Annotated in this window: 11 protein-coding genes and 1 riboswitch; of the genes, 2 read left to right on the top strand and 9 right to left on the bottom strand. The window is 36.0% G+C overall.

The genetic code is table 11. The annotated features are described in order from the left end of the window. Window positions 1-292 precede the first annotated feature (292 nt). The 5 genes from B1NLA3E_RS08460 to B1NLA3E_RS08440 are packed head-to-tail and all read right to left on the bottom strand — an operon-like array spanning window position 293 to window position 3,877. A complete protein-coding gene (locus B1NLA3E_RS08460) occupies window positions 293-1,066 on the bottom strand; it encodes a TatD family hydrolase (protein WP_015593425.1) in 774 nt (257 codons plus the stop codon). 12 nt (window positions 1,067-1,078) lie between these two features. After that, window positions 1,079-1,810 (bottom strand): ABC transporter ATP-binding protein, encoded by a 732-nt coding sequence (locus B1NLA3E_RS08455; RefSeq protein ID WP_015593424.1) that lies wholly within the window; start codon window positions 1,808-1,810, stop codon window positions 1,079-1,081. After that, window positions 1,807-2,574 (bottom strand): ABC transporter permease, encoded by a 768-nt coding sequence (locus B1NLA3E_RS08450; RefSeq protein ID WP_015593423.1) that lies wholly within the window; start codon window positions 2,572-2,574, stop codon window positions 1,807-1,809. Before B1NLA3E_RS08450 ends, B1NLA3E_RS08455 begins: the two co-directional genes overlap by 4 nt. Further along, window positions 2,571-2,861 (bottom strand): thiamine-binding protein, encoded by a 291-nt coding sequence (locus B1NLA3E_RS08445; RefSeq protein WP_015593422.1) that lies wholly within the window; start codon window positions 2,859-2,861, stop codon window positions 2,571-2,573. Before B1NLA3E_RS08445 ends, B1NLA3E_RS08450 begins: the two co-directional genes overlap by 4 nt. Before the next feature lie 11 nt (window positions 2,862-2,872). Continuing rightward, window positions 2,873-3,877 carry an ABC transporter substrate-binding protein gene (locus tag B1NLA3E_RS08440; protein WP_015593421.1) on the bottom strand — a complete coding sequence of 335 codons (1,005 nt, stop codon included), beginning with the start codon at window positions 3,875-3,877 and terminating at the stop codon, window positions 2,873-2,875. Window positions 3,878-3,988: 111 nt separating this feature from the next. After that, a riboswitch (TPP riboswitch) is annotated at window positions 3,989-4,098 on the bottom strand. A gap of 214 nt (window positions 4,099-4,312) precedes the next feature. Between B1NLA3E_RS08440 and B1NLA3E_RS08435 the strand changes: the two genes are divergently transcribed. Beyond that, window positions 4,313-6,529 (top strand): sensor domain-containing protein, encoded by a 2,217-nt coding sequence (locus B1NLA3E_RS08435; protein WP_015593420.1) that lies wholly within the window; start codon window positions 4,313-4,315, stop codon window positions 6,527-6,529. A gap of 91 nt (window positions 6,530-6,620) precedes the next feature. Here the strand turns inward: B1NLA3E_RS08435 and B1NLA3E_RS08430 are convergent, their stop codons facing one another. From B1NLA3E_RS08430 to B1NLA3E_RS08415, 4 genes are all read right to left on the bottom strand, one after another. Next, entirely contained in the window at window positions 6,621-6,854 is a 234-nt protein-coding gene (locus B1NLA3E_RS08430; protein ID WP_015593419.1) for a hypothetical protein, read from the bottom strand. 97 nt (window positions 6,855-6,951) lie between these two features. Then, complete coding sequence (locus B1NLA3E_RS08425; protein ID WP_015593418.1) at window positions 6,952-8,199, bottom strand: MFS transporter; 1,248 nt, start codon at window positions 8,197-8,199, stop codon at window positions 6,952-6,954. Window positions 8,200-8,379: 180 nt separating this feature from the next. Then, entirely contained in the window at window positions 8,380-10,317 is a 1,938-nt protein-coding gene (locus B1NLA3E_RS08420; protein WP_015593417.1) for an LTA synthase family protein, read from the bottom strand. Between the two features lie 360 nt (window positions 10,318-10,677). Further along, entirely contained in the window at window positions 10,678-10,980 is a 303-nt protein-coding gene (locus B1NLA3E_RS08415; protein ID WP_015593416.1) for a hypothetical protein, read from the bottom strand. A gap of 200 nt (window positions 10,981-11,180) precedes the next feature. Between B1NLA3E_RS08415 and B1NLA3E_RS08410 the strand changes: the two genes are divergently transcribed. After that, the gene (locus B1NLA3E_RS08410) at window positions 11,181-12,233 is read left to right on the top strand and encodes a M42 family metallopeptidase (RefSeq protein ID WP_015593415.1); all 1,053 of its coding nucleotides are present in this window, start codon (window positions 11,181-11,183) and stop codon (window positions 12,231-12,233) included. Window positions 12,234-12,415: the final 182 nt, after the last annotated feature.

The following is a 12,415-nucleotide window of genomic DNA, read 5'->3' as shown; positions in this document are numbered from 1 at the left end:
TATATGTAAATCTTTACCTCCTTTTCTACTAAATTCCCAAAATAGTTACTCTTTTGTTGAAGTATAATGAATGTCAGAATATGTGTCATCTAGCTTGATAGAAAATCTCACCAACTTTTTTTAATAGAGTTAGGAATTGCTACCTCTCAAAATATCACCAACTAGACAACAAACCATTCTCAATGTTAATCCAAAAAAATAAAAATCCCACTCGGATTAAAACGAGTGGGAAGAATGATATTATAAGTAAAAAAACGCCAACCTTTATCAGCTTGTTAAATAATTGCCTCTATCATCGATAAAATTCTTTAGTATTGTTCCGGATTAATTCCATAACACTCCGAAAATCCATATTCTTTATTTCGGCAATTTTTTTAAGAGATTCCTTCATCATGGTCGGGTGGGTCCTCTTTCCAGAAAATTGTCCCTCAAAGGGCCACGGTCCATCAGTTTCGACCATGATTTTACCGATTGGGTAGGCACTAACCAAATTTACATTATCTACATCATCTAGCGCAACCTCTGGAGTAACCGAAACAAGGTACCCGTTTGCTATCATTCTCTCGGTCGTCTTTTGATCCCCTTTAAACCAATGAAAATGTGCATTAGTTATTGAGTGTTTTTCAAGTAGATTACAAACAATTGGTGCATCTGAATAGATTGCATGGAGGGCAATTGGTTTACTCCATTTTTTTGCGAGCTTCACAAATAGTTCGAGTAACTCAACATATCTCCCGTAGTCACTTTTTGACACTTTGTTCTCTGCCCGCATGAAGAACGGCAAGCCTACTTCTCCAACTGCAACCATTTTGTCTTTGTTTGTTTCCATCCAAGATATAAGTTCCTCAAGCTCGCGATCCGTTGGAAGTGGTTGCTCAGGGTGAAAACCAAATGCCGGTTTGACCATAGAAAATCTTTCCGAAAGGTCTAGATTTCTTTTACATGATTCCAAATTCATTGAAACTGAAATCAGCGCCTCAATAGAATACTCCATCTTGGCGATGGACAAAATCTCTTCATCCTCATACTGATCTAAGTGAATGTGCGAATCCAATATCTTCTCCATCCGTGCACTTCCCTATTTTTTAAAAGAATAATATATTGATCGCTTCCATCGGAAGAACTCATCGTCTAGCAAGAGGCTTTCATCTCGAGGACGTTTGAATGGAACGCGGAATTCTGCAGTCACGCTTGCTGGTTTTGGGGACAATACAATAATTCGATCTGATAAAAACAATGCTTCTTCAATCGAATGAGTAACAAACAACACAGTTCGTCGGTATTCTCCCCAAATGGATAGGAGCCATTTTTGCATTTCTAGCCTAGTCAATTCATCCAGTGCGGAAAATGGTTCATCTAGACAAATAAGAGATTGGGGACTGAGAAGGGCCCGGATAAAGGCAACCCGCTGCTTCATCCCTCCAGATAATTCTTCAGGACGTGCCTGTAAATAATCCCCTAGACCCGCTTTTTTTAGCATTTCTATCGCTTTATCTCTGTCCTTTTTTCCTTTCAGTTCCGCTCCAAGCATCACATTTTGCAAAACTGTTCGCCATGGCAACAGGGAAGGTGTTTGTGGCATATAACTAATCGAGCCTCGTTTGCCAATAATATTGTCATCTTCAAGCAGGATTCCCCCTTTTTCAGGAGCCATTATTCCACCAATTAGGTTAAAAATCGTACTTTTTCCACTTCCTGATGGACCAATAATAGAAACAAACTCTTCCCTTTCAATCGAAAAAGAAAGGTTTGATAGCACTTCTAATTTCCCGAAGGATTTGGAAATCCTATCGACTTTTAAATGACTCATTCTGAGTTCCCTCCCTTCCCATGCCAGCGAATAAAATATTTTTCTGCAACAACAATAAAGGAAAAAAACAACAGACTAAGCAGCATAATCGCCAGAATTGCCACAAAAACTTTATCTGTTCTAAACGAAGAAGACGCCAATGTCATATAGACCCCTATCCCCTTTTCAGCTCCAAGCCATTCAGAAATAACTGCCCCCATCACACTGTAGGTGGCTGAAATTTTTAAACCTGAAAATATTGTAGGAAGTGCATATGGCCACTCAAGCTTCCAAAATAATTGTGATTTATTGGCACCTGCCATTAACATGTAATGTTTATATCCTTTAGGTACTTGTTTTAAACCATCTAAAGTCGCCACAGTAATAGGAAAGAAGCAAACAAGGGTTATGACGATTATTTTCGGCAATAGCCCAAACCCAAACCAAATCACGAGTAACGGTGCGAGAACGATAATTGGAACATTCTGCGATAATATAAGGAGCGGATAAACCGAGTCCCGAATCCAAGGAACTAAGTGCAATAATATCGCTACCACCAACCCAACGACCGCTCCCACCATAAATCCCTCGATAGAAATTTGAATCGTTGACAATAAATCAGGATAAAACATCGTCCAGCCAGATATCGTCTCTGACAAAATCTTTGAAGGGGCAGGAAGCAACCAGACTGGAATTTTGGCTTTAGCAACGATCAATTCCCATAGAACGAACAAAAGAAGGAGAACCGCAATCGGTCTCCATCCTTTTCTAAGAAAATATTTCATCGGTATTTTTCCGTCAATGTATCCATCGTAATACCTGATGGTTGGTAAAGAACCTTTATTTGTGAAATAACATTTTTACAGTCTATTTCCATCATCCGCTCGTTCATTTTTTCAATGATGGAAAATAAATGCGTTAGCTCACCTTCCATCGTTGTCTCTAACGGATGGACTTCAAACTTAACTCCCGATTCTTGAATGATGCGTATCGCCTCATCAACATAAGGAATTACATCTCCACCATCCGCTGGCTTCGGTAAGATTTGGATACTAACAAGTGCATTTGCCACAATAAACCCTCCTATTTAGGTAAAAATTCATTCGTAAATGCTTTTTTTGCATCTAATTCTTTTTCTAATAGTCCATTTTCAAACATCCAGGAAGCATAGTTCTCCCATACCTCAAGTTTTTGTTCACCCCAACGGGTGGCATCATCTTGATATTTAGGTGCTAACCACTCCTGACTTTTTTTCACAAGCTTTGGATCTAAATCTGGAGCTGCTTTTATTAAAATATCCGCTGCATCACTCGGATTTTTAATGGCATATTCATACCCTTTTGCAGAAGCTTTTACAAATGCTCTTACTGTCTCAGGGTTTTTTGATATCATTTTTTCGTTTGTCGTCAAAACAGGTGTGTAATAATCGAGTTTATCTGAGTAGTCTGTTAAATAAACCATGTTAATTTTTTCACCGCGTAGCTCTGCTTCTACTCCATCCCAGCCATAATAAATCCAGGAGAAATCAACGTCCTTTTTAATAGCGGTAAAGAAATCAGTGTCTCCGATATTAACAATTTTCACTTTTCCTACATCAGCATTTTCTTTTTTCATCAAAGACTCAATTATCGATTTTTCAACTGGAGAACCCCATCCTCCGTAAGTCTTACCGGTAAAATCCTTCGGAGACTTAATATTCTTTTCAGCTGGTGATGCAAAACCAGATGTATTATGCTGAATGACCGCCGCAATTGAAACAAGTGGAACTCCCTGAATTCGAGCTTGTGTGACCCCTTCTTGATAGCCAACACCGAATTGGGATTTACCAGATGCTACGAGCTGATCAGCACCGGCTTCTCCTGGCATAATGATCTTTACATCGAGACCTTGCTCTTTAAAATAACCTTTTTCCTTTGCCACGTATAAGCCTGTATGGTTTGTATTTGGCGTCCAATCCAATACCACTGTCACTTTTTTAAGTGCATCCTGCTTGTCTTGTTTTTTCTGTTGAGCATTGTCAACCTTTTTACTCGTACTACAGCCAGTAATCAACAAGGCTGCGAATAATAAAACTAGCCATTTCTTCATCCTTACTTCCTCCTTATGTATTCGTACTGATAACAAACAGTACAGCGAACGAACTATTTTCCAAAACAAAAAAACGCCCTAGTGAAAACCAGGGCGCATACTAACAAACATTGCTTTGTTAAATATGTTCCCTCCGCTGGTGTTAACCAGATCAGGTTCTAAGGGTCATTATCTCGTGGATAATATCTCAACCGGCAACACCGGTGCCCCTACATTCTTGTTTATGACAATTATAAAACATCCTTATTATAGCAAAATAAAAATATTATGTCAGTTATTTAAGCATAAAGAAGAGGAAAAACCTTCATCTCCTAACTCCCCTGCACTGATGTAAATGTTCACATTTTATTCAAACTAAAGGTAAATGTTCACATTTTATCAATAATCCATATTGTACACTTATTATTATTAAAAATTATTTTTGTGGGGTACTATATGAACCAGGATGAATCATTCTATCTAATTGAATCAAAGCAGCAAAGTCATTTCAACACTAATGAAAACGATTCCAACAGACACTTAAGTACTGACAAGTTAGATGATTTTTGTAACATTTTCCCACAAAATAGCCTGGCACTGAGCCAACTAAATGAAAAAATTCGCTATGCAGTCGATCAATCGATAAATATTGTCATTACAAATATTGATGGCTACATCTTGTATGTAAATAGCAGTTGTTACGAGTTAATTCATTACCAGCCTGATGAACTAATCGGTGTTCATACTAAAATATTTAACGCTGGTTACCACTCAAGCGAATTTTTTAAAGAAATGTGGGACACTATACTTTCTGGGAAAATCTGGCGAGGCGATGTAAAGAACAGAAAAAAGGATGGGGACCATGTTTGGGTTCGAATGAGGATTATTCCGTTATTAGGCGAGTCTGGTACTCCTCATCAATTTGTAGCACTTAGAGAGGACATTACCGAAAAGAAAGAGTTGGAATTCCAACTTGCCCTAAAAGACAAACAATTAAGTGCACTAACTAAATACTCCTATGATGCGGTAGGGATTATCGACCATTTAGGCGTGATTACTTATCAAAATCCTGCTATTGAGCGAGTTTTAGGGTATAAAACCACTGATACATTGGGTTCAAATATTTTAATGTATTTGGATGAAAAAGAAATTGTTAGAGAAAAGTCCTTTCTCAAGAGATTTGCAAAAATAACAGATGCTCCAATCAATCGCCAACTTAGAATTAGACATAAGAATGGAACAATGCGTTGGTGTGACGTTGCTTTAACTAATTACCTTGATGATCCTTATATTAAGGGAATTGTGTTTAATATTAGAGACGTTACAAAACAAAAGGAATCCTCAGAAGTAGTCAATCAAATAGCCTATTTTGACTTTTTAACCGGTTTACCGAATAGAAGACATTTTGAAGACCTCCTGAAAGATACTTTACAAAATGCTGAATCATCTAATCGCCGTGTTGCTCTTTTATTCCTGGACTTAGATGGATTCAAAACCATAAACGATACACTTGGCCATGAAATTGGCGATGGTTTATTAATAAAGGTAGCCCAAAGGATCTCTAGTAGATTTGAAAAAAAAGCCATTATTGGGCGACTAGGTGGAGATGAATTTTCAATCATCATCCCTAATATGTTTGATTTTAAGTATCTTCATAAATTCGCCAGTTCTCTTGTTCGTATCTTTAATCGCCCCTTTAATGTCGAGGACTTTGAATTAAATGTGTCTGCTAGTATTGGGATAAGCATATACCCATTGGGTGGAAAAGATATGAAAACCCTACTAAAACATGCTGACGTTGCCATGTATCAGGCAAAAAAAGAAGGGAAAAATCATTATCAGCTTTATAGCCCCTCGATGGATCAGAATGGATATAAAGCATTCCTTCTTAAAAATGATTTAAAAAAAGCTCTCGATGAAGAGCAATTCTTCATCGTATACCAACCAAGAGTGAATCCAAATACTCACAAGTTGGTAGGGTGTGAGGCATTAATTCGTTGGAACCATCCTATTTTTGGACTTGTATCTCCACTTGAATTTATTCCATATGCTGAGGAAACTTACTTTATCATACCATTAGGAGAATGGATTTTAACGAGTGTTTGCACCCAAGCAAAAGATTGGCAAAGACAAGGTTTACAACCAATTAAAGTATCCGTAAATATCTCAGCGATTCAATTATTACATCCTAATTTCGTGAAAAATGTGAAAAATATTCTAAAAGAATCTGGTCTTGAACCAGAATGGTTAGAGCTAGAAATTACCGAGACAGTTTTATTGAATAAAGAAGATCAGGCACTTAAAGCATTAGAAAAGTTAAGTAGTATGGGATTCACAATCGCTCTTGATGATTTCGGAACAGGTTACTCGGCGCTGAATTATCTAACAAAATACAAATTTGACGTGATTAAAATTGACCGGAGCATCCTAAAAAATATTCCAAATGATGGAGAAAGCTATGAAGTGGCCAATGCCATTGTTAGGTTAGCTCAAACTCTGAAAAAGAAGGTTGTTGCAGAAGGAATTGAGACGTCAGTACAACTAGCATTAGTTGCCAAGATGGGCTGTGATGAGTTCCAAGGATATATTTGCAGTAAACCAGCTGAAGTTGATATATTTAAAAAGTTTTTAGAAGACGGAAAATGGAATTATAAAAAAAATAAAGAAGTTTAAAATATACTTAATTTCCATATACAGCACCAACTTTAAGAGGCTGATTCCGAATGAAATCAGCCTCTTTTTATAGCATTTTTCTTCAAAGTCCTTAAACATTCCTTAAAACTAATAAAATCCTTTGATTTCGAGTTTCTTGTTCTTCCTCAGAAACTAAATCATACTTCTTTAAGAGATGGAAAACCTCATTTAATATCTCTTGCCCATGTTGTTTTTGAAAAAAAGCGTTAAATAACGGTTTTGTTTCTTCAGGAAGAAAACTGGTTTGCGATTCGTATTTTTTCAAAACATCTTCATGTGTATGATCAAGATTGCAATGGCCCATAGTAAGCTCCTTCATTTTTATTTACTTTAACATCTTCATAATTATTAGTATATATAATTGAGAGAAGGATTCAATATCTTTTAGGAATTCCTTTTGTCTATGACGATTTAATGGTGATCTTATGAAAATTTTTTGGCTTTTTTGTTAAATAAATCGATAGGAAGATAAACAGCCCTCCACTTGAAATCCTCAATAGGGTGGAAGTAATCATCGCAAAACTCATTGAAGCTTGTTCGAGTAATAACACCCCAAATTGCGGTGCTATAAAGCCAACAATCGCCAAAAGAATATTATATTGCGAGATAAAGCTATCCCGATTATCTTTATTCGTTACCTCTAATAATAAATTAAATAGTAACAGAACTGTCCCAGAAACAAACAAACCAGAAAGACCGTTGATAATTGTCAAATACACCATGTTTTTAGACAGAATAGTCAAGACAGGCGCTGCTGCCATTCCAAGTGACACAGGAATCATCATTTTAGCGTTCCCGTATTTATCAGCCATTCTTCCCCACCACTTATAGCTAACAATTTGCCCAATCTGGTTAGCAACCGTAATGACACTAATCCAAAATCCAGTTGCATGCGCATATTTTATTTGAAATATGCTAAATAAAGCCCAAGCCATTTGCCACGTAAAATTGAAGCATAAACCACAAATTAAAAAATAAACAAAGCGCTTATCTTTAAAGGCAACCATGCCTACCTTTACGCTTTTTTTCATAGCAAGATTTGATTTTTTTGATTCAACATGTTTCAGTAAATAATATACTTCGAAAATTCCCGCTATAAAGGTAAGTAAGAATAAAAATTGATAGGGAATGGGGTTAGTTTTTGAAAAAAATTGCAACCCAATTCCAATGATAAAAGTAACAACCATTCCAACAAGTGTTAACATCATGTTTCGTTGACTAAAAAATCCGCTTCTTCGTTTTTCGGGTACTAAATCCCCAATGAATGCTTGCCAACTTAGATTAGCAAATGATCCAGGTAAATTCATGAATCCCACCAAAAGTACAAAAACCCAACCCGAATATTCCCGAGGGATAAACACAACAAAAAACATCCCTAGCAAAAACAAGCGTGTAAATAAAAAGGAGTAAGCAGTGAATTTCCTTTTCTCTGGTAACTTATTCATTATTACTGAACCAACTAGCATTCCAAACATACCAATAAACTGCGGAAGCGAGTTAATCAATCCAACTTGGTAGTTTGATGCACCTAAAACACTAATCGCAAATAAAATAAAATAGTTATTGCTTCCATTAAGGACAATGGTTTGAGCAATTCCGTTCCTTATGCTATATTTTTCATTTAATTGATTGATGGTGGGGATACTCATCTAAATTTCATCTTCCTTCGATAAAAAACAAAAATTATTTAGTTACTCTAAGCAATAATACTTCTATCCCCTCGTCCCATCAATCTCTTTTTAGCACATTCACCAGATTGACAAACCAACCTTGGCTTCAAGACAAAAAAATCCATTGTCGCAACACGCGACCATGGATTTTTTGTTTTTTTATTTAGTGTCTGTTTTTTTTACATATGAATAATCTTTTGGATCAATTTTTTTAAATCCTTGCGGTGTATAGAATCGCAATAAATCTTTATAGACAATTTCATCAGAAATTTTCAACTTCATATTTGCTTGATCACTCTGGTCTTTATACTGCTTTCCATCAACTAATTCCCCAGTGGCATTACTGTAAGTCTTTTCCCCTAAATGTGTTATTTCGGGTGAAACAAAATCACCATTTCGGAACGCCACAGTTTGCTGATGTTGAGGTGATAATAGATCAGAACCAATTTGCATGTAATCTTTCGTGTCTGTTCCTAATAAATGAAGAACTGTTGGTGACACGTCCACTTGTCCACCGTATGAGTCAACAATATTCCCCTTAACTCCTGGGACATGGATAAATAATGGAATCCTCTGTAATTGGGCGTTTTCAAAATCATTAATTTCCTTACCGACAACATTTGCCATTGCTTCATTATGATTTTCCGAAATTCCATAATGGTCACCGTATAGTACCACTACAGTATGATCGTATAATCCAGAGGTCTTTAAGTCGTTAAAGAACATCTCCAAAGCATGGTCCATATAATGGGCAGATTGGAAATAATTGTTCACAACGCTATCATCACCAAATTCTCCGGCAGGAAAATCAGTATCTCCTTCATCCATCTTGAATGGGAAGTGGTTAGATAACGTGATAAACTTCGTATAAAAAGGTTGTTTTAAACCTGTCAATAACGGCATGGATTGTTCAAAGAATGGAACATCTTTCATCCCATAGTTCTTTGTATTTTCCTCACTCATATCGTAATATTCTGCATCGTAGAATTTATCATACCCGAACGCTTTATAAATTTCATTGCGATTCCAAAACGTTTTGTAATTACCATGGAATACAGCCGAAGTATAGTTTTGACCTTTAAGAATTCCTGGCATTGCTTGATAAGTATTTTGTGCTTTATTTACAAAAACAGCACCTTGTGACATTGGGAACAAGGAATTTTCCATCATAAACTCTGCGTCAGAGGTTTTCCCTTGACCAGTTTGATGGAATACATTTTTAAAATAAAATGCTTCTCCATTGTGTGCTATTGAATTTAGGAATGGAGTTACTTCTTGACCGTCAATTTTATAATCAATAATAAAGTTTTGAAGTGATTCCATGGAAACATAAATTACATTCATCCCTTTTGCTTTTCCGAAATATTCCGGATTTGGAGCTGTGTAATTTGCTTTAATATAGTTTTCCACGTCTACAATATCACTACTGTCTGCCATTGCTCTTTGGCTAGATGACTTGGCATTCTGAATCATGTCATAAATGGTGAAGTTATACGTACCAAGATATTTCACTAAATAATTTCTGTCAAAAGATCGTGATAATAGTTGTGGACGATCCTTTTCAGCTAAACCTAAATTAAATAAAAATACAATAACCGCTGCGGCAATAACAAATGCAGCCGGTCTTCGATTATTTCCTTTTAAGGGTTTAACCACTTTAAAGACTAGAAACAAGATTAGTAGAATCGTATCGGTAAAATAAAAAACATCCCAAGGTGACATTAAGGAAAGTACACTGTCACCAAGCTGTCCGCTATTGGTTTTTGTCTGTAACAGAACAGGAACTGTAATAAAATCATTGAAAAACCGGTAATAAACAACGTTTGCATATAGTAAAAATGTAAGGATAAAGTTCATGAAAACCAACATGACGTTTTGTCCACGTTTTCTAAAAAGCAGTGCAATTCCTAAAAACAACAAGGATGAACTGATTGGATTAATGAATAAAAGGAACTTCTGTAGTTTATTTTCTATTCCTAAATCAAATTCAATTTGGTATGCTGCATAAGTTTTTAACCAAAAAAGGATAACCGCTAGGAAGAAAACTGATAGACTTCCGCTAAGAATTTTTTTGGGTGATCCTAATAATTTTTTCATGTAATTACACCTCTATAATGGCTAGTTTGTTGAATGAATGTAGAATACTATATCACAAATTTATTTGGATAGAAACTTTATTTATTAAATATTGGTGAATGTATTCCTTAGTTTACCGTAAAATTATCCATCTATTAGTAGACGAAAAAAAAGAACAAAGGTTTCAATTCCATCCGTCTTTTAAAAAAAAGATATATTAAAGTAGGTGATATGTCTTACTTAAATGATTTTAACACGATTTGTCCAAACATCAAGTAAATTTAGAACCATTATTGAAAAACACTTCAATAGAACTAGATCAAAAGGGCAAAAAAAACCGCAGCACTTTGCTGGGGCGCAGCCATCTATTTCACGGTTCATTTAATCCCAATCTTGAAATACAACGATTCCTCCTGTTACGTCAATTGTATTAAACTCTCCCTGGTAATACAGCTTTCCTTTCTTTTTAACAAGTAAGTTCTCATATGTTTGGACTTCCTTGCCATCTTCAAGGTGAACAACAACCTTTCGACCTAAATCTACTTCAGGTGTTTCAATTCTAATAATACCATTAAGGTAAATGTTCGTTATAACCATTAAGCCAACAAATAACATTATTAGGAACACAATCTTAATTTTTAAAAATGGATTCACTTGGGTTTGGTTTCTTTCAGATCGACTCATTTTTCCCCATTTTCCCTTTCTTTCCTTTTTTAAAACTAGTAAAATATGGGATGCAGTAATTTTTCATCCAACTTAACTTATGCTCTGTTTAGTGAGAAATTGACTTAATCCGAAAATTTTTCCGAAATTTTGCTCGTGTAAAAATGGGATTTACGGTAAACATTAACTTAAAAGAAAGTTTTTATGAGGGGAGCAACACTATGTCTATTTATCCAAATACAGATGAAACAATTGTTATCCTTAAAGATTTAGTTTCGATTCCAAGTCCTTCTGGAAATACAAATGAAGTGATTACATATGTTGAAGAATATTTACAAAAACAGGGGATTTCAGGATATCGAAACAAAAAAGGTGGCTTAATCGTTACTCTCCCTGGTCAGGACGATAGCCGACATCGAATGCTCACTGCTCATGTTGATACACTCGGAGCAATGGTAAAAGAGGTTAAGGATAGTGGACGTTTGAAATTGGATTTAATCGGTGGATTTAAATTTAATTCTATAGAGGGAGAATACTGTAAAATACATTCTTCTACGGGGAAGGTATACACTGGGACTATTCTTTTACATCAAACATCAGTTCATGTCTATAAAGACTCCGATAAGCTAGAGCGAAACCAAGATAATATGGAAATACGTATTGATGAGGTTGTCAAAAATTCAGAGGATGTCACTAAACTTGGGATTGAAGTGGGCGATTTTATTTCCTTTGAACCTAGAGTTGAGATTACACCAAGCGGTTTTATAAAATCACGCCATTTAGATGATAAAGCAAGCGTAGCCATCCTTTTACAATTAATCAAACAAATTAATGAACAAAGTGTCTCCCTTCCATATACTACACATATTCTCATTTCTAATAATGAGGAGATTGGCTATGGAGGTAACTCTAACATCAGCCCAGAAACGGTTGAGTATTTAGCTGTCGATATGGGTGCTATTGGGGATGGGCAGGCTACGGATGAATATACGGTGTCCATTTGTGTTAAAGATGCAAGTGGTCCCTACCATTTAGAATTACGGAAAAGGTTGATCCAAATAGCTCAGGAAAATGGAATTGATTATAAACTGGATATTTATCCTTATTATGGCTCGGATGCATCAGCAGCCATTCGTTCCGGTCATGATATTGTACATGGCTTAATTGGGCCAGGGATTGACTCCTCCCACGCCTTTGAACGCACACATAAAACATCAATCGAAAATACAGCTAAGCTTCTTTATCATTATGTTCAATCGGAAATGACGAGGTAAATAACGAAATAAAGAAAAAGTGCAGATTATTCTCTGCACTTTTTATGTCTCGTGATTGTCACCGATAAGCGGGCGCCTGAAATTATAGATTTCAGCACTGTGGATAACTTTAACTAGGTTGTACTCGTCCAGCTCCAGCGCCCAGCGCCTAGTGAACTTCACCCACCTCCCTACGATAAGTC

This window comes from Bacillus sp. 1NLA3E, assembly GCF_000242895.2.
In the GTDB taxonomy this organism is placed as follows: Bacteria; Bacillota; Bacilli; order Bacillales; family Cytobacillaceae; genus Bacillus_BU.
This window is presented reverse-complemented; position numbering and strand designations above follow the sequence as displayed.

Excerpts from the sequence above, each read along its gene's own strand:
- B1NLA3E_RS08455 (WP_015593424.1), bottom strand. The coding sequence starts at position 1,810 with ATGAGTCATTTAAAAGTCGATAGGATTTCCAAATCCTTCGGGAAATTA.
- B1NLA3E_RS08440 (WP_015593421.1), bottom strand. The coding sequence starts at position 3,877 with ATGAAGAAATGGCTAGTTTTATTATTCGCAGCCTTGTTGATTACTGGC.
- B1NLA3E_RS08430 (WP_015593419.1), bottom strand. The coding sequence starts at position 6,854 with ATGGGCCATTGCAATCTTGATCATACACATGAAGATGTTTTGAAAAAA.
- B1NLA3E_RS08415 (WP_015593416.1), bottom strand. The coding sequence starts at position 10,980 with ATGAGTCGATCTGAAAGAAACCAAACCCAAGTGAATCCATTTTTAAAA.
- B1NLA3E_RS08420 (WP_015593417.1), bottom strand. The coding sequence starts at position 10,317 with ATGAAAAAATTATTAGGATCACCCAAAAAAATTCTTAGCGGAAGTCTA.
- B1NLA3E_RS08450 (WP_015593423.1), bottom strand. The coding sequence starts at position 2,574 with ATGAAATATTTTCTTAGAAAAGGATGGAGACCGATTGCGGTTCTCCTT.
- B1NLA3E_RS08460 (WP_015593425.1), bottom strand. The coding sequence starts at position 1,066 with ATGGAGAAGATATTGGATTCGCACATTCACTTAGATCAGTATGAGGAT.
- B1NLA3E_RS08425 (WP_015593418.1), bottom strand. The coding sequence starts at position 8,199 with ATGAGTATCCCCACCATCAATCAATTAAATGAAAAATATAGCATAAGG.
- B1NLA3E_RS08410 (WP_015593415.1), top strand. The coding sequence starts at position 11,181 with ATGTCTATTTATCCAAATACAGATGAAACAATTGTTATCCTTAAAGAT.
- B1NLA3E_RS08435 (WP_015593420.1), top strand. The coding sequence starts at position 4,313 with ATGAACCAGGATGAATCATTCTATCTAATTGAATCAAAGCAGCAAAGT.